The sequence below is a fragment of the Azospirillum sp. Marseille-Q6669 genome (assembly GCF_965111635.1).
In genome coordinates this window covers 153265-170651 of sequence record NZ_CBCOOP010000006.1, presented here as the reverse complement: position 1 = coordinate 170651, position 17387 = coordinate 153265, and the positions used below count along the sequence as shown (strand labels likewise).

Annotated in this window: 14 protein-coding genes; 5 read left to right on the top strand and 9 right to left on the bottom strand. The window is 68.8% G+C overall.

Features of this window, described 5'->3' with window-relative positions; translation table 11 throughout:
* Positions 1-26: 26 nt before the first annotated feature.
* Positions 27-506: a hypothetical protein gene (locus tag ACWPXE_RS29335; RefSeq protein ID WP_454020655.1), complete on the top strand. Its 480-nt coding sequence runs from the start codon at positions 27-29 to the stop codon at positions 504-506.
* Between the two features lie 39 nt (positions 507-545).
* Here the strand turns inward: ACWPXE_RS29335 and ACWPXE_RS29330 are convergent, their stop codons facing one another.
* Positions 546-1562 (bottom strand): sensor domain-containing diguanylate cyclase, encoded by a 1017-nt coding sequence (locus ACWPXE_RS29330; RefSeq protein ID WP_454020654.1) that lies wholly within the window; start codon positions 1560-1562, stop codon positions 546-548.
* 266 nt (positions 1563-1828) lie between these two features.
* On the opposite strand from ACWPXE_RS29330, the gene ACWPXE_RS29325 reads away from it, so the two are divergent.
* Positions 1829-3139: a solute carrier family 23 protein gene (locus ACWPXE_RS29325; protein ID WP_237908103.1), complete on the top strand. Its 1311-nt coding sequence runs from the start codon at positions 1829-1831 to the stop codon at positions 3137-3139.
* A gap of 69 nt (positions 3140-3208) precedes the next feature.
* Here ACWPXE_RS29325 and ACWPXE_RS29320 read toward each other — a convergent pair whose 3' ends face one another.
* The 4 genes from ACWPXE_RS29320 to glf form a co-directional block, all read right to left on the bottom strand.
* Positions 3209-6163, bottom strand: a complete 2955-nt coding sequence (locus ACWPXE_RS29320) for a PAS domain-containing protein (RefSeq protein WP_454020653.1) — start codon at positions 6161-6163, stop codon at positions 3209-3211.
* Between the two features lie 209 nt (positions 6164-6372).
* The gene (locus ACWPXE_RS29315; protein ID WP_454020652.1) at positions 6373-8139 is read right to left on the bottom strand and encodes an ABC transporter ATP-binding protein; all 1767 of its coding nucleotides are present in this window, start codon (positions 8137-8139) and stop codon (positions 6373-6375) included.
* On the bottom strand, positions 8136-9314 hold the full coding sequence (locus ACWPXE_RS29310; protein WP_454020651.1) for a beta-glucosidase: 1179 nt from the start codon (positions 9312-9314) through the stop codon (positions 8136-8138). The genes ACWPXE_RS29315 and ACWPXE_RS29310 overlap by 4 nt, the downstream gene beginning before the upstream one ends.
* 170 nt (positions 9315-9484) lie before the next feature.
* Complete coding sequence (glf, locus tag ACWPXE_RS29305) at positions 9485-11791, bottom strand: UDP-galactopyranose mutase (RefSeq protein WP_454020650.1); 2307 nt, start codon at positions 11789-11791, stop codon at positions 9485-9487.
* A 460-nt stretch (positions 11792-12251) separates the two neighbouring features.
* Here glf and ACWPXE_RS29300 point away from each other — a divergent pair, with 460 nt between their 5' ends.
* On the top strand, positions 12252-12761 hold the full coding sequence (locus tag ACWPXE_RS29300; protein ID WP_454020649.1) for a ribbon-helix-helix domain-containing protein: 510 nt from the start codon (positions 12252-12254) through the stop codon (positions 12759-12761).
* 84 nt (positions 12762-12845) lie between these two features.
* Here the strand turns inward: ACWPXE_RS29300 and ACWPXE_RS29295 are convergent, their stop codons facing one another.
* The 3 genes from ACWPXE_RS29295 to ACWPXE_RS29285 are packed head-to-tail and all read right to left on the bottom strand — an operon-like array spanning position 12846 to position 15461.
* On the bottom strand, positions 12846-14417 hold the full coding sequence (locus ACWPXE_RS29295; RefSeq protein WP_454020648.1) for a GMC family oxidoreductase: 1572 nt from the start codon (positions 14415-14417) through the stop codon (positions 12846-12848).
* 28 nt (positions 14418-14445) lie between these two features.
* Complete coding sequence (locus ACWPXE_RS29290) at positions 14446-15012, bottom strand: Twin-arginine translocation pathway signal (protein ID WP_454020647.1); 567 nt, start codon at positions 15010-15012, stop codon at positions 14446-14448.
* 53 nt (positions 15013-15065) lie between these two features.
* Complete coding sequence (locus tag ACWPXE_RS29285) at positions 15066-15461, bottom strand: VOC family protein (protein ID WP_014200037.1); 396 nt, start codon at positions 15459-15461, stop codon at positions 15066-15068.
* A gap of 191 nt (positions 15462-15652) precedes the next feature.
* On the opposite strand from ACWPXE_RS29285, the gene ACWPXE_RS29280 reads away from it, so the two are divergent.
* The gene (locus ACWPXE_RS29280) at positions 15653-16036 is read left to right on the top strand and encodes a hypothetical protein (RefSeq protein ID WP_454020646.1); all 384 of its coding nucleotides are present in this window, start codon (positions 15653-15655) and stop codon (positions 16034-16036) included.
* Positions 16037-16138: 102 nt separating this feature from the next.
* Complete coding sequence (locus tag ACWPXE_RS29275; protein WP_454020645.1) at positions 16139-17065, top strand: MBL fold metallo-hydrolase; 927 nt, start codon at positions 16139-16141, stop codon at positions 17063-17065.
* Positions 17066-17078: 13 nt separating this feature from the next.
* Here ACWPXE_RS29275 and ACWPXE_RS29270 read toward each other — a convergent pair whose 3' ends face one another.
* Positions 17079-17291: a DUF1127 domain-containing protein gene (locus ACWPXE_RS29270; RefSeq protein ID WP_454020644.1), complete on the bottom strand. Its 213-nt coding sequence runs from the start codon at positions 17289-17291 to the stop codon at positions 17079-17081.
* Between the last annotated feature and the right edge of the window lie 96 nt (positions 17292-17387).

The window sequence follows — 17387 nt, the reverse complement described above, 5'->3', positions numbered from 1 at the left end:
GTTGAGTGTTTTGTAGAGGGGTCACGATGCGCGATCATTCCAGCCGTCACGGTGATTCCGGTTTCGACGCCGGGGTTCTCTGGGGAACCTCCATCGCTGGCATCGCTCTGTCCGGCCTCATGGCGTTCACCTGGAATCCCGCGGACGCGTCCTCGTCCGGGCCGGCCTCGGCCATCATCGATCGCGGCGCCCACCAGCTCGACCACGCCGCCTGCACGGAGGCGCTGTCCACCCTGCTGGCCCGCTTCCGCGACAACCCGGACGTTCTCTGGATTTGGGTGGAGCAGAGCGTTCCGACGGGCCATGGGCTGGTCGTGCGCACCAAGGCCACTTCGGTGTCGCCCGACGCCCCGCGGCCCTACGCCGTCCGTCCCAACGCCGCCGTGAATCCGGAACAGGCCTGCGGCTTCACCAGCAATTCGGTCCATGCGCTGTCGATGGGCGGCATCGCCCAGCCCTACGATGTGACCGCTCCCGACCCCTGGAGCGTGGCCAACGGCCCGTAAGGCGCCGGCAATCGCCGCGGGCGGCGTCTGGCTTGGGCCTCAGGCCCGGGCGGCCCGCCGAATCTTCTTCTGAACATACATGGCGGCGTCGGCGGCGCGCAGCGCGTCGTCGGGCGTCGTGGTGCCGGGGTCAGCGCTGACCACCCCGACGCTCGCCCCGGGATAGTCGAAGGCGCAACCGCCCAGGCGGTAGGCGCCGCGGATCAGCGGTGTCACCCGCTCGCGCAGGGCGTCGGCGGCGTCATCCCCCTCGGCGCCGGGCGTGGCGCCCATGCCGACGATGATGAACTCGTCGCCGCCCAGCCGGCCCAGCGTGTCGCCCGCCCGCAGCCCCGTGCCGATGCGCCGCCCCACCTCGGTTAAGAATTCGTCGCCCGCCTCGTGCCCGTGGGTGTCGTTGATGGCCTTGAAGCCGTCCAGGTCGATGAAGCCAATCAGCACGCTCTGGCCGGCCCGCTCGGCCATAGCGAACAGCCGGTGCAACTCCGCGACCACGGCGCGCCGGTTCGGCAGACCGGTCAGCGCGTCGGTGTAGGAATAGGATTCCAGCGCCGCGTTCAATTCCCGGAACTGGGTCAGGAGTTGTTCGCGCTGGATGTGAAGGGCGATCAGCGAGGCGAACAGGCGCAGCACCTGCTCTCCCTTGGGCGTCAGCGGCTTTTGCTCCGAGCTGGCGGCGCAGAGCGTGCCGAACAGGCTGCCGTCGTCGAGATGGACGGGCGTGCTGACATAGGTGCGGATGCCCAGAGCCGCCGCCGCCTCGGAGTCGCCCCAGCAGTTGGGCACGTCGTCGGTGTAGAGCTTCCCTTCGTCGAGCGCCCGCTTGCACAGCGTGCCCTCCCACGGAACGGCCAGCCCTTCAGGAATGGTCAGGGTTTTGGTGTTGCAGGAGAAGAGAATGCGCTGGATGCCGTGTTCCAGCTCGATCCGGGTGAGGTAGGTGGCCTCCAGCTCCGTCACCAGCTCCAGAAGCGACAGCAGGGGCCGCGTCAGCTCCTCCACCGTCTTCGCCGACGAAAGAGTGTCTGAAAGTTGTGCAAACAGTTCGTCGGCCATGCGGTCAATCACTCTAAAGGCAAGCGCTCAAACCCGCATCGCGTGCGGGAACGCAGTCTCATGTCCATTCACGGGAATTTTTATCAAACATCATACTAACGAATGGCCTATGGTGAGGCAACGAAGGAATGATTTCACGCCTATGACGGTGCCCCCGGGCCTCGTGGGGGCCTTGTGCCGAAAAATTCCGCATGGTGGCGTTTGACCGGGCAGGCCGTCGCGGAGTAACCCTTGCCGCGCAACCACCGATACGGGAACCGCAGTTCATGACAGCCCCGCGCGACCGGGTGCTGGACGTCCACGACCGTCCGCCCCCGGCCACCTTTTTCCTGCTCAGCCTCCAGCACCTGTTCGCCATGTTCGGCGCCAACGTGCTGGTGCCGATCCTCACCGGTCTCGACCCGTCGGTGGCGCTCGTCACCAGCGGTCTGGGCACCCTGATCTATCTGGCCTTCACCAAATGGCGGCTGCCCGCCTATCTGGGCTCCTCCTTCGCCTTCATCGGCCCGATCGTCGCCGCCACCCAGATCGGCGGGACCGGCGGCGCGCTGGTCGGGGCCTGTGCGGCGGGGGCGGTCTATGTGGCGGTCGCCCTGCTGATCCGCGCCTTCGGCGTGCGCTGGCTGCTGGCCATCCTGCCGCCCATCGTCGTCGGGCCGGTGATCGTGGTGATCGGCCTCGGCCTCGCCTCGGTCGCCGTGGGCATGGCCCAGAACACCGCCGGCGGCGGCGAGTACAGCCTGCCGCACTTCCTGCTGGCGCTGGCGACGCTGGGCAGCATCTTCCTCTACTCCATCGTGCTGCGCGGCTTCTTCACGGTGGTGCCGATCCTGCTGGGCATCCTGACCGGCTATGCGCTGGGCGTGGTCTTCGGCATGGTGGACTTCGGACCGGTCGCTGCGGCGCCCTTCCTGCGGATGCCCGACTTCCACCTGCTGTTCTCCGGCATGAAGGAGGGCGTCTCGGCCTGGGCGATGATCCTGCTGGTGGCGCCGGTGGCGCTGGTCACCATCGCCGAGCACATCGGCGGGCAGATCGTGCTGAGCCGCGTCGTCGGCCGCAACTTCATCGCCGATCCGGGCCTGCACCGCTCGGTGTTCGGCGACGGCGTGGCGACCATGGTGGCGGGCGCGCTGGGCGGTCCCCCGGCGACGACCTACGGTGAGAACATCGGCGTGTTGGCGGTGACCCGCGTGTTCAGCGTCTGGGTGATCGGCGGGGCGGCGACGCTCGCCATCATCCTGGGTTTCGTGGGCAAGCTGTCGGCTTTCCTGTCCAGCATCCCCACGGCGGTGATGGGCGGCGTGTCCATCGCCCTGTTCGGCGTCATCGCGTCCTCGGGCATCCGCACCCTGATCGAAGGCAAGGTGGATCTGGGCGACAAGCGCAACCTGCTGATCTCCTCGACCATCCTGGTGATCGGCATTGGCGGGGCGTCGCTGAAGTTCGGCGACGGCGGCTTCGTCGTCTCCTCGATGGCGCTGGCGGCGCTGATGGGTGTCGTCCTGAACGCGGTCCTGCCGGGCCGCGGCACCGGCGGCGACGCCGAGGCCATCCTGTCCTCCGACCACATCTGACCAACCGGATCGCGGCCGGCCAAGGCGGAGTCCCCCTGGGGGCTCCGCCTTTTTTATTCCCCGACCTTTTTATTCCTCGTTTTGGCCCATCAGGATCGCGTCGATCCGCCCGACCAGTTCGTCGATCCGATAGGGCTTCGCCAGCACCGGGATGCCGGTGGCGCGGGCGATGTCCTCGCTGTAGCCGGTCGCCAGGATGACCGGCAGGCTGGGTCGCCGCTCGCGGGCTTCGCGGGCCAGGTCGATGCCGCTCATCCCACCGGGCATCACCACGTCGCTCAGCAGCACGTCGACCCCGTCGTCCGACAGGTGGGGCAGCGCTTCCTCCGCAGTGGCTGCGGAGAGCACGGCGAACCCGGCGTCCTCCAGCGCCGTGCTGACGGTCATGGCGACGATGGGATCGTCCTCCACCACAAGGACGCGGCCGTGGCGCCGCGCGCCAACCGACGGCGGCACGATGGCGGCGGGCAGGGCGGGCTCCACCGCCGGAGTCACGGCGGAGCGGCGGAGCAGAAGATGCACCGTCGTGCCGCGGTCCGGCGCGCTGTCGATCCAGGCGGTGCCGCCGGCCTGCCGGGCGAGGCCGTAGACCTGGGCCAGCCCCAGCCCCGTCCCCTTACCGAGGTCCTTCGTCGTGAAGAACGGCTCGAAGGCACGGGCTGCCACCGCGGCGGGCATGCCGCAGCCGGTGTCCGACACGGACAGGTGCAGGAATTCGCCCTCCACCCCCCGCGGATCGCCCGGAGGAAACACCGTGTTGACCGCCTCCACCGTCAGCCGCCCGCCGGACGGCATGGCGTCGCGCGCGTTGACGGCGAGGTTGATGACCGCCAGTTCGAACTGGGTCGGGTCCACCTCGACGGGCCAGAGATCGTCGCCGAGGCGGAGATCCAGCGCGATGTCGGCGCGCAGCGCCCGTTCCAGCAGGGCCGACATGGCGAGCATCCGGTCGCGCACGCCGATGGCTTCCGGGCGCAGGCTGTCGCGCCGGGCGAAGGCCATGAGCTGCTGCACCAGCTTGGCTCCGCGCCCCACCGCCTGCTGCCCGGCGTCGAGCAGGGCGTGGACCTGCGGCTCCTCCGTGCGGCGCCCGATCATCGACAGGCAGCCTTCCAGCGCCTGGAGCAGATTGTTGAAGTCGTGAGCCACGCCGCCGGTCAACTGGCCGACCGCCTCCATCTTTTGGGCTTGGCGAAGCTGCTCCTCGGTCTGCCGCAGGGCGGCGTCGGCCTCCTTCTGGGCGGTGATGTCGCGGCCCACGGCGTGGATGAAGCGGTCGTCCGGTACGGCGACCCAGGACAGCCAGAGATAACGCCCGTCCTTGTGGCGGTAGCGGTTCTCGAAGCGCGGCGTGGTGTGCCCGGCGCCCAGCCGTGCCGCCTCGGCCCGCGTGCGCTCCAGATCGTCCGGATGCACGAAGTCCAAGAAGTTGCGCGTCGCCAGTTCGCCCTCCGACCAGCCCAGCAGGCTGGTCCAGGCCGGGTTCACCGCGCTGATGGCGCCGTCGAAGCGCGCCACCAGCATGACATCGGTGGACAGGCGCCACATGCGGTCGCGGTCGGCGGTGCGTTCGGCGACGCGCTGCTCCAGCGTGGCGTTCAGGTCGCGCAGCGCGTCCTCGGCCCGTTTGGCCTCGGTGACGTCGCTGCCTTCGCAGAAGATCCCGGTCACCCGCCCGTCGGCGTCCTTGATCGGCTGGTAGATGAAGGTGATGAAGCGTACCTCGACGGGCGCGCCGGGTTGGCGGACGACCCGCACCGGCAGGGCGTGCCCGACGAAGGGCTTCCCGCTGTCGTAGACGCGGCCCAGCAACTCGAAGAAGCCCTGCCCGGCGACCTCCGGCATGGCCTCGTGCACCGGCTTGCCGATCAGGGGGCGGTCGCCAACCAGTTGCCGGTAGGAGTCGTTGGCCAGTTCGAACACATGGTCCGGGCCGCGCAGCACACACATGAAGTTGGGCGCCTGCCGGAACAGGGTGCGCATCTGCTCCCCCTCCGCGGCCAGCCGGGCATTGGCGCGGCGCAGCGACTCCTCGGCCTGGGCGCGCTCCAGGGCGGACCATGTGCGCTCCGCCACCTCCTCGACCAGCCGGACCTCGTCCGGATGCCAGCGCCGCGCCTTGCGGTCGTGGATGTAGAGGGCCGCGACCATCCGCCCGTTCTTCACCAGGCTGGTGGTGACGGTGGAGGCGAGGTTCAGCGCCGCGAAGGCGGCTTGGCGGTCCGGCGCGGCGAATCGCGGGTCCGTCGCTGTGTCGTGGATGGTCAGCGTCCCGCCGCCGCGCAGCGTGTCCAGAAGTTCCGGTCCGAAGCTCAGCAGGTCATGGGTGCCGGCCTGATGATCGACGCTGCCGTCGGTCCAGTTCCGCTCCGTCGTGAAAAAGCGCGCGGTCTCGTCCATCACGCCGTAACCGACGCGGCTGGCTCCCAGGTGGCGACCCAGGGCTTCCGCCGCCGCCGCCGCCACCGCGAAAGGGTCGGAGAGCTGGCGCAGCCGGGATTCCAGCTCCAGATGGAAGGCGGTGCGCCGGGCGGCGAGCACCTGTGCGGTCGTCTCGACGACGGCGCAGAACATCCCCGGAATGCGCCCGTCCTCGCCCCGCACCGGGGTGTAGGAGAAGGTGAACCAGGCGTCCTCGCGGAAGCCCCGGCGCTCCATCGGGATCAGCAGATCCTCGTACCAGGAGGCTTCGCCGGACAGCGTGCGGTCGACCAGCGGCTTGATCTGGTGCCAGATGTCCCACCACACCTCCGCGAACGGACGGCCGAGCGCCTCCGGGTGCTTGGCCCCGAAGATCGGCACATAGCCGTCGTTGTAGAGGAAGGCCAACTCGGGCCCCCAGGCCACGAACATCGCCTGCCGGGAGGAGAGGACGACGCTGACGATGGTGCGCAGGCTCTGCGGCCAGCCCTCCGGCGGGCCGAGCGCCGTGGATGCCCAGTCGTGGGAGCGCATCCGCTCTCCCATCTCGCCCCCGCCGGACAGGAAATCCAAGTTGCCGCCAATCACCGGCAGGTCGGTCATACGCCGACTCCGCGGATTTTGCACGGAATAAGGGTTTGATGTTCAAGGCTGCTATCGTCGGTCGTGGCTTTCATCGAGCTTTCGGGCCGAGGCGAGGTTGCGTCTGGTGTCTTAACACACAACGCCCGGAAAGATAGCTCGTCGAAGGGCGGTTTTCCCTAACCGTTCCGGCTGATGCGGCCTCCGCGCCACGGTGCGGGGGACGTCATTTACTCCGCCGCGAAGCCCTGCGCCTGGAGCTGCCACAGGGAGTTGAAAAGTCCGCCGCGCCGCCGCAGCTCCGTGGGGTGGCCGTCCTCCGCGATGCGGCCGTCCACCAGGACCAGCACGCGGTCGAAGGCCGACACCGTGGACAGGCGGTGCGCCACCGCGACCACCGTCCGCCCCTGGGCCAGATCGGCCAGCGCCGCCTGGATCTCCTGCTCCGACTGGGTGTCGAGGGCCGAGGTCGCCTCGTCGAGGATCAGGATCGGCGCGTTCTTCAGGAAGGCGCGGGCGATGCCCAGCCGCTGCCGCTGCCCGCCCGACAGCCGCACGCCACGCTCGCCGACCAGCGTGCCGTAGCCCTCCGGCAACTGCCGGATGAAGCCGTCGCAGAAGGCGTGGCGGGCGGCCTCGAACACCTCCTCGTCGCTGGCGTCGGGGCGGCCGTAGCGGATGTTCTCCAGGATTGGGCGGTGGAACAGAGCGATGTCCTGGGGCACCACCGCGATCTTGGCCCGCAGGTCGTCCTGGGCGAGCGTGGTCAGCGGCTGACCGTCAATGAGGATGTCGCCGCGCTGCACGTCGTCCAATCGCTGGATCAGGCTGATGATGGTGGACTTGCCGGCTCCCGACGGGCCGACCAGACCGACCTTCTGCCCGGCCGGGATGGTCAGGCTGAAATCCTCCAGCACCTTGCGCCCTTCGGGATAGCGGTAGGAGACCCGCTCGAACGCGATGGCGCCGCCGCCGGGCTTGGCGGGTTCGGCGGGAACGGGGTCGAGCACGTCGTGGGGGCGGGCGATCGCCCGCAGGCTCTCATCAATGGCGCTGACCTGCTGGGTGGCGGTGACCAGCGCGAAGGCGAGGTCGCGGGAGCCGTGCAGGATGCGGAAGGTGAGCGCGCTGACGATCACCACATCGCCGGTGGTGATCGTGCCGTCCCGCCACAGCAGCAGCGCCCACAGCAGCATCGATCCGGCCATCACCCACAGGCAGACGTCATGGACGACGCGGGTCTTCTCCAGATGCATCCAGCTCCGGCGGTGCGCCCCGGCCTCCACCGTGAAGGCCTGCCGCAGGCGCTCGCGCTCCCGGCCGCGGGCGGAGAAGGCCTTCACCGTCCAGACGTTGGACACGACGTCGACCAGCTCGCCGTTGGTGCGGGCGGACTGCTCGGCGAAGGCGTGGTGGACGGTCCGGCCGCGCAGCCCCAGCCCGACGATGGCGACGGCGACCACCACGGCGAACATCACCAACGCCGCCGCCATGCCCCAATGGATGGTCAGCAGCACCAGCACCGCCCCCAGGAAATCGGTGACCGGCGGGACGATGCTCCAGGTCAGGGTGCGGAAGATGGTGGTGGCGGCGTTCTCGGTGGCGGCGATGCGGTTACCCAGCGACCCGGCCAGATGCGTCGAGAAGTAGCGCATCGAATGGCCGGTCAGGTGCCGGAACAGGTCCAGCCGCATGTCGACGCCGGTCGCCAGCACGGTCCGGCAACCAAGCCAGCCGCCCAGCCGCCACAGCACATTCTCCGCCGCGATGAAGCCGAGGAACAGGCCGAGCGGAGTCCAGACATCCGCCGCCGCCCGGTCGGGAGAGGCCATGGCGTCGATCAGCAGCTTCATCCCGTACTGCACGGCGACCGCACAGCCCGCCGCCGCCACGATCACCGAGAACAGCCCGCCGAACGACCAGGGCCGCCGCCGGATGTAGCGCATCAGGAAGCGGCCGGGACGGTCCGGGATGGTGTCCTTGCTCGAACCGCTCATTGAGCCGCCTGGAGTTCCGGCCGGGTGGATTGCGGCTGGCCGAGCAGCGCGCCGATGCGGGCCTGTCCGCGCTCCAACGCGGCGGCCAGCGGCTGATACAGGCAACGCCCACCCTGCTCGTCGCACAGGCCGTAGAGGCCGGTCTCGCAATGGCGGTCGTTGGCCCAGCCGGGATAGTCGAGGATCGGGTAGAGGCAGACGCCCTCCACCGGCACCTCGGCCTTCAAGGCCGTGATCACCTCCCCCGTCACATAGTCGAGCCAGGGCACGCGGGCGTCGCCCTCGGCGCCGGTTTCGGCCACCAGGACCGGGCGGCCGTAGCGCTGGTGGACCTCCGCCAGGATGTCGGCGAAGGGGCGGTAGCGCGGGTCGTCGCGTCCGATGGTGCCGCCCTTCAGGAACCACTGGTTGTCGGAGTAGTAGTTGACGCCGATGACGTCCAGATACTCGGGCTTGCCGCCCAGCCCTGGCCAGGCGTAGCCGCCGATCATGTCCCACGCCTCGTACTGGGCCAGCCTAGCCTCCTCCGCAGCTCCGGCGTCGCCCTTGCGGTCGGGGCGTGGCAGCACATTGATGACCGGATCGACCTGGACGATGCGGGCGCGCGGGTCGGCGGCGCGGATCGCGTCGATGGCCGCGATGCTGGCGCGGACGAGTTGGTGCTTGAGTTCGGCCCCGCGGCGCTCGGCCATGGGGTTGATGAAGCGCTTCATGTCGCCGCCGGCCCAGGCCCAGTAGGAGATTTCATTGACCGGGCAATAGGCGGGCGTCTCCACGCCCTCACCAACGCCCTCATCGCGCAGCAAGGCGGCGGTGGCCCCGGCGAAACGGGCGAAGCGCTCCACGAAGGCGGGCCGCCAGATGTCGATGTCGTCCGGCCAGCCGTAATGGCAGAGGTCCCAGATCACCTGGACCCCGGCCTCCCGCGCCGCGCGGACCATGGGCAGCAGGCTGGACCAGTCGTAGTGGCCCGGCGTGGTCTCGATGAGGTGCCAGCGCACGCCGTCGCGCACGCTGTGCAGGCCGTGGGCGGCCATGCGCCGGTAGTCCTCGGCGGCCAGCCGGTCGTGGCCGGTCGCCGCGATCAGGTCGAGCCGGCGCCCGTCGTGCCGCCGGTGCGTCGAGCATTCGAAACCGCCGAGGAAGACGCTGTCGAACAGGGTGGGGGTGTGCATGGGGTGCTCTTCGTGGAGGGCGGGGAGTCGGGGAGGCATTGCCCCCCCTCCCTAACCCTCCCCGCTGCGCAGGGGAGGGGATTAAGCTCCCCTCTCCTGCGAAGCGGGGAGGGAAGGGGCCCGCGGCGAAGCCGTGGGAAGGGTGGGGGCAAGGATGCGCGCAGCTCCTCCTAATCCCCCATCCCCGCGACCCGCACTTCCCGCTCCGCGCCCAGCGAGCCGAAGGCCCGCGCGGCGGCGGCGAGACCGCGGCTCTGCTGCTCCTCCTTCTCCAGGCGGGCATAGACCGCCAGCGCCTGCGCCACCACCTGATCCATGTTGTAGTAGCGGTAGGTGCCGAGCCGGCCCAGGAAGATCACGTCCGGGGTGCCGTCGGCCAGCGCCTGGTACTTGCGGAACAGCTCCTGGTTCTCCGGGCGGGGGATCGGGTAGTAGGGATCGCCCTGCGCGGAGGGATACTCGTAGGTGATGCTGGTCTTCGGGTGGCTTTGCCCGGTCAGGTGCTTGTACTCGGTGACGCGGGTGTAGGGCACCGCCTCCGACGGCTCGTTCACCACGGCGACGGGCTGGAACCACTCTTGGTCGACCGTCTCGTGCCGGAAGGTCAGGGAGCGGTAGGGCAGCTTGCCGAAGCGGTGGCCGAAATACTCGTCGATCGGGCCGGTGAAGACGATGCGGTCGTAGGCGATCTCGTCGCGCACGTCGTCGAAATCGGTGTTCAGCATCACCTTGATGTTCGGGTGGTCGAGCATGCTCTCGAACATCCGCGTGTAGCCGTTCAGCGGCATCGCCTGGAAGCTGTCGCCGAAATAGCGGTCGTCGTCGTTGGTCCGCGTCGGCACGCGGGCGGTCACCGCCTTGTCGAGCTGCGACGGGTCGAGGCCCCACTGCTTGCGGGTGTAGCCGCGGAAGAACTTCTCGTACAGTTCCCGCCCGATCGCGCCGACCACCACGTCCTCCGAGGTGCGGACGTCGGCCACCGGCTCCGACCGGCTTTTGAGGAACTCCGCCACGCCGGCCTCGTCGAGGTCCAGCCCGTACAGTTGGTTGACCGTCGTCCGGTTGATCGGGATGGGGACGAGCCGCTCGTCCACCCGCGCCAGGACGCGGTGCTCGTAGGGGCGCCACTTGGTGAAGCGTGACAGGTAGTCGGCGACCGGCTTGGAATTGGTGTGGAAGATGTGCGGGCCGTAGCGGTGGATCAGCACGCCCGCATCGTCGTAGTGATCGTAGGCGTTGCCGCCGATGTGCGGGCGCCGATCGATCAGCAGGACGCGCTTGTTCAGCCCCGCGGCCAGCCGTTCCGCCAGCACGCTGCCGGCGAAGCCCGCCCCGACGATCAGATAGTCGAAGCCGGAGCGGCGGCCGGCGGCGCGCCCGTTGGCGTGCTTGGCCGGATGGTGGATCGCGGGAGCCGGGCGATGGGCCGGCGGCGCGGCGCGTCCGCGCTGGCGGGCCTGTTCCATCAGCGTCTTCATGCGGCCCTGCGTCCTGTCCCAGGACATGTCGCGCAGGACATGGTCGGCGGTGGCGCGCAGGCGCTCCGGGTCGGCGGTGTCGGCCAGGGCGGCCTCGACGGCGGCGACGAATTCCTCCGGCGCGTCGGCGATGCGCACGACGCCGCTGTCGCCATAGCCGCGCACCACGTCGGTGATCGAGGTGGAGACGACCGGGCGCCCGGCGGCCAGATATTCCGGCGTCTTGGTCGGGCTGATGAAGCGGGTGGATTCGTTGCGCGCGAAGGGCATCAGGGCGACGTCCCAGCCCGCCAGATAATGCGGCAGGTCGTCGTAGCTCTTCGGACCGAGATAGTGGATGTTCGGACGGCGGGGCAGGTCGGCCGGGTCGATCTTCACCACCGGGCCGACCAGGACGAACTGCCAGTCGGGCCGGGCCGCGGCTGCGGCGTCGAGCAGGGCGATGTCCAGCCGCTCGTCGATAACACCGTAGAAGCCGAGCCGCGGGTGCGGGATGGCCGCCTGATCGGCGGGCTCCTCGACGATGCCGCGGGCGGCGGCGAAATGGGCGACGTCGACGCTGCTGGGGAAGGCGTGGGCGTTGGGGTGCAGGGTGCGCTTGGCCTCGTAGAGGCTGACGCCGCCGGTGAACACCACGTCGGCCCGCGCCATCAGCTGCCGCTCGCGCTCGACCAGTTCCGGCGGGGCGCCGTGGAAGGCCGACAGCTCGTCCATGCAGTCGTAGACCACCAGCGCCCCGCGCAGATGGCCGGACAGGCCGAGGCTCATCGGCGTGTAGTACCAGAGGATCGGATCGGTCACCCCCTCCTCGGCCAGATAACGGTCGAGAAGCTGGCGCTGGGCGGTGACCGCCGCCTCGCCGTCCACGCCGGCGGGCAGGCGGGGCACCAGGACGAGGACGCCCTCATCCTCGCGCACGTCCAGCCAGGGCTCGGGCGTGTCGTTGTGGATCGGCTCCTCGACGAACAGCACGCGGTGGTCGCGCGCGAATCGCGACATAAGATGTTGTGGACGCTGATAAACGAAGCTCCAGCGCAGGTGCGAGAAGCAGATCAGGGTCTGCGATGCGATGTCGATGGTTTTGGAATGCGGAGAGTCGGCGGTCGGACGTGTTCTTTTTCGGTTTCTGCCGATTGGGAACTGGTGTTGGCCGGCCCAACTCATGTGTCCATCCTCTCATCAATGACGTGTCATCGGATTGCCGCTGGGGAATTCGCCACGAATACAGTGGACTTTTGCGGCGCAGCGGAGTGACGTCGAAAACCGGAAACCAATAACGGGGTCGGCAGGGGTGGGTTCCGTGACAGAAATGCGTTGCGGAAAACGGTTCCCCATATTTTCAACGCTCGTTCTTTTGCGCCGGGTTGGCTGAGGTAAGCGCATATTTCAGCGGGCGGGGGTGGTATCCGGGGAAGACTGCGCGTCTCCAGTCCTTTTCGATGCGCGCGGATTTGGTGATGTGTCTCTCTCTTCACTCGACCTGAGCGGGTTCCGTCTTTCAGAAATTAATGCGCATTACGGATTTTCCGTTCATAGTGCATTCAAGGAGTCGGGGAAGTTTGGAAGGAGACGAGGGATGTGCCGAATTTTTGCCGGTCAGGACCCGGAGCGTTTCCGCATGGTAACCCGGCGGGTCCGCCTCAGCGGTCATTCGACGAGTGTCTGTCTGGAAGCGGCCTTCTGGGACGCGCTGGAGGAAATCGCGGCGATGCAGGGCGTCTCTCTGGGCCGCTTCTTGTCAAAGTTGCACGATGAAGTCTTGGCCCGAGGGGTGGAGCGGCGCAATTTCGCCGGCCTGCTGCGCTGCGCTTGCCTGACCTACGCCCAGGAAGTGAAGGGCCACCGCCCCTGCGTGGAAGAACTGGAGCGAGAGGCGCGCACCGATTTCGCTGCGGTGGCCGCCGCCGTCCTTCCGGCGGGCATTCCGACCTCTTTCACCGCCCCGGAAAAAGAACGCGAGACGGCCTGAGCGCAAAAGAGTGCCCCCCTCCTCCGTCCGGAAGAGAGGGGCTGTAATCCGCGCGGCGTCCCGAATAATGGGACAGAGCAGCGGTCAGATCGCGTTCTTGGTCATTTGGCCGGCGATGTAGTCGGCTTGCCGCAGCGCCAGCGCGACGATGGTCAGGGTCGGATTTTCGGCGCCGCCGGTGGTGAACTGCGAACCGTCGGACACGAACAGGTTCGCCACATCGTGGGTCTGGCCCCACTTGTTCACCACGCCGTCGCGCGCCTTCTCGCTCATCCGGTTGGTGCCCAGATTGTGGGTGGACGGGTAGGGCGGCGTCGGGAAGCTGCGGGTCGCCCCCACCGACTCATACAGCGCCATGCCCTGCCGGTAGGCGTGCTGGCGCATGGCGACGTCGTTGGGGTGGTCGTCGAAATGGACGTTGGGGACGGGCATCCCGTGCTTGTCCTTCTTGTCGGCGTGCAGGGTGATGCGGTTGCTCTCCTGCGGCATGTCCTCGCCGACCAGCCACATGCCGGCCATATGGTCGTAGCCGTCGAGCGCCGAGGTGAACTCCCGCCCCCAGGCACCGGGGTCGAGGAAGGCGGCCATGAAGGGCAGGCCGAGCGACAGGGTCTCCATCTCATACCCGCCGACGAAGCCGCGGTCGGGCTTGTTCTTCGCCTCGTCACGGATGATGCCGGCCATGGTGGTGCCGCGGTGCATGCGCACCGGCTTCTCGAACACGCCGTAGACCGAGCCGGTCATGTGACGCATGTAGTTCCGCCCCACCTGGCCGGAGGAGTTGGCAAGACCGTCCGGGAACAGGGAGGACGCAGAGTTCAGCAGCAGGCGGGGGCTTTCGATGGAGTTGCCGGCCACCGCGACGATGCGGGCCTTCTGGCGCTGGATCGCCCCGTCCTTGTCGGCGTAGACGACGCCGGTCACCTTGCCCTTGGCGTCGTGCTCGATCTTCAGCACCTGGGCGTTAGCGCGGACCTCCAGCTTGCCGGTCTCCTCGCCCTTGGGGATCTCGGCGATCAGGGTCGACCATTTCGCCCCGGACTTGCAGCCCTGGAAACAGAAGCCGATCTGCTGGCAACTCCCGCGCCCGTCGCGGGGCGCCGAGTTGATGGCCATGTTGCCGGTGTGGCACTCCGTGTAGCCCATCTTGTCGGCGCCGGCCTTCAGGACCTTGAAGTTGTTGTTGCCGGGCAGGCCGGGGATGCCGTTGGTGCGTGTGACGCCCATGCGATCCTCCGCCTTGGCGTACCACGGCTCCAGTTCCTCCAGCGTGATCGGCCAGTCCAGCAGGTTGGCGCCGGCGACCTCGCCGTAGGTCGTGCGCGTCTTGAACTCGTGCGGCTGGAAGCGCAGCGCCGCACCCGCCCAATGCACGGTGGAGCCGCCGACCGCCTTGACGATCCAGGCCGGCAGGCCCGGGAAATCCCGCGACACCCGCCAGCTTCCCGAGGTGGTGCGCGGGTCGAGCCAGGAGATCTGGGCGAAGCTGGCCCATTCGTCGTTCTGGAAATCCTCCATGTTGTGGCGGCCGCCAGCTTCCAGGATCACCGTCTTGATGCCCTTCAGCGCCAGTTGGGTGCCCAGCGTGCCGCCGCCGGCCCCGGAGCCCACGATCACCACGACGCTGTCGTCGTTCAGGTCGAATTTCGCTGCCATGGCTGAAACATCCTTCCCGAGACGGTGGTCAGAGCCACTCGATGTCGTTGAACCCGCGGTCGATGTAGCCGCCCTTGGCCGCGCTCTCGCCCTCGTAGCCGAAGAGCGGCCAGACCTCCTGGTTGTTGTAGATCCCGGTGACCAGCCCGCCGCGCACCGTCTGGAAGAACGGATCGGCCTCGATCTCGTGCAGCAGGCGGACCCGGTCGGCCTCCCAGCCGACCTCCGCGTAGGGGGCGTCGTGCTTGGCCTTGGCCAGCCGGTCGAGCTTCGCCATGCCGGACTCGTACAGCTCCTTGAGCGCGGCGTCGGCGGCCGCCTTCTCGTCCTGCGCCTTCATGGCGACGGCGTAGAAGCGGTCGGCCAGCCGGTCGTGCGGGTAGATGTCCCGCGACACCCGGATCAGCGAGCGCATGGTGTCGGGCGCCAGGGCCTTGGTCTCATACCCCCAGGCCTCGCGCGGGCAGAGGATCGCCCCGCCCGACACCAGGATGGCCGTCGCCGCGGCGGCGGTGGCCGAGGCCGCCAGGAAGGCGCGCCGATGCATGGTGGGGTTCGGGGCGGGTTTTGCTGTTGTGCTCGTCGGAGAACGCATGGCTTCCTCCCAAGACCGATTATGATTTTTGCTTCGAGGGGGCCGCGCCTTTGTCAGCGGTAGCGGCCGTGACGCTGCAGGACCTCGATCTTGTAGCCGTCGGGGTCCTGGACGAAAAAGAAGCGGGCCATCAGCGCGCCGTCCCGCGCGAACTCCTTGATCGGGTTGGGGCCGTAGCCGAGCGCCGTGAAGCGCCGGTGTTCCCCGTCCAGATCCTCGACGCAGACGGCCAGATGGCCGTAGCCGTCGCCGTGGGCGTAGGGTTCGCTGCGGCCGTGGTTGATGGTCAGCTCGATCTCGAAGTCGTTTTCGGCGTTGCGCAGATAGACCAGGGTGAAGCCGTCGAAGGCGTAGCGGTCGGCGCATTCCAGGCCGAACGCGCGGGCGTAGAAGTCCCGCGACCGTTCCTCGTCGAGGACCCGGATCATCATGTGGATGGCCTTGGCCATGGGGGCTGGCTCCGTTCCGGTTGGTGGCTCCAGCGTAAATGTTAGTGATGCGGATTGTTTGTGTGGCAGTAAGTATCTACTACAGGCACGACGTGAAGGGAGTAGCCCGGTCGGCGGTCGCTCATCCCTGCTTTCGGGACGGCGTTCCGGCCGCGATGGCGTATCCTCACGGCCTGGAAGAGGAGCTTCCCATGCGACACAGGACGGGCCGACCTCTCGCGGTGGCGGGTCTCGCCACGCTCGTGCTTATGGCCGCACCAGTGGCCCAGGCCGCGTCGCCAACATCGGAGTGGCGCGGCTGGCTGTCCGACAGTGCGGACGGGCTGCGCGACGGGGCTGAGCGCGCGATCATTCTCGGCGGCGCCCCGCTGTACCAGAACCGGCACACGGTGGCGGGGCTGACGCTCGGCTGTCTGGCCGGCGGGGCGATGGGGGCGACAGGCGCCGTCGCGGCGGGTGCGGCGACCGGCGGGGCCGCCCTGCCGGCGACCGGCCCGGCCGCGGCGCTGGGCTGCGCGCTGGGGGCTGCGGCGGGCGGGGCGATGGGCCGCCCGCTCGACCAGCCGATGGAGTAGCCGCCACCACCCTGCGTTGGGGAACCTTCGCCGCCACCTGCAGTTTGCCTACGAACGGTGAGCGGTGCCGACCCTCACCCATCGCAGCACGGAGGGCGGCGCATGGCGCGGCAGATTCCTCTCGACTCCGCGGGGCGTGCCGACGATCCGGAGCGGGACCGGGCGCGCGACGACGGCACGCACGAGATCGCCTCTGATATGGCCTACCGGCGGCTTGCCATCGTCAACGTCGTCTTCGTTGGCGCGCCGGGGGGTGGCGACCGGCCCGGCGATCGGCCCAGCCGCGACCGGCAATGGGTGCTGATCGACACCGGCGTCATGGGCACGGCGGGCCTCATCGCCAAGGCGGCGGAGGAGCGTTTCGGGCCGGACTCGCGACCCGCGGCCATCGTGAGGACCCACGGGCATTTCGACCATGTCGGCGCCCTTGAGGATCTGGCCGAGCGCTGGGACGCGCCGGTCTACGCCCACGGGCTGGAGCATCCCTATCTCGACGGCAGCGCGTCCTATCCGCCGCCCGATCCGTCGGTCGGCGGCGGCCTGATGTCCTTGATGGCGCCGCTCTACCCCCGCGGGCCGGTGAATGTGGGCGGCCGGCTGCGCCGCCTTCCGGAGGACGGCAGCGTGCCGGGCATGCCGGGATGGCGCTGGCTCGCGACGCCGGGGCACAGCCCTGGACACGTCTCCTTCTGGCGCGCGGCGGACCGCAGCCTCATCGCGGGCGACGCCTTCATCACGACGCGCCAGGAATCCGCCTACGCCGTGGCGGTGCAGGACCCGGAGATGCACGGCCCGCCAATGTACTACACGACGGATTGGCAGAAGGCGCGGGACTCGGTGGTTCTGCTGGCGGGGTTGGAGCCCGAACTTGTTGTCACCGGCCACGGTCCCGCCATGCGTGGAGGCGGAATGCGGGCGGCGCTCCATGAGCTTGCCCGCGATTTCGACCGGATCGCCGTGCCGGACCACGGAACCTACGTCGAGACGCCCGCCTGTGCCGAGGACGGCAGCGCCTACCGGCGGCCTTGAACCGCCGGCCCGCTCACCCTTTCCAGAATGGCTTGTCCATCTCCTCCCGCGCCGCTGCCTCGTCGAAGCCGAGGTCGGCCCAGAGATGCGCGTCCATGCGGGCCAGGGCGCGGCGCAAGGCCCGCCGCTCGCGCCAGCCGGTCAGGCGGGAGAGCCAGGAGCCGGCGGTGGGGCCGGCGGTCGTTCCGCTGCGCCGTTTGTCGTGCGTTCCGCTCATGCTCGTCATGCGGCCCTCCCGCCGGTCGGTCATTCCTCGAAGCCCGAAAATCGCGCGTCGGTTTGTGGACGACAAACCATGCTTTCTCATAAGATGGATGAGCAA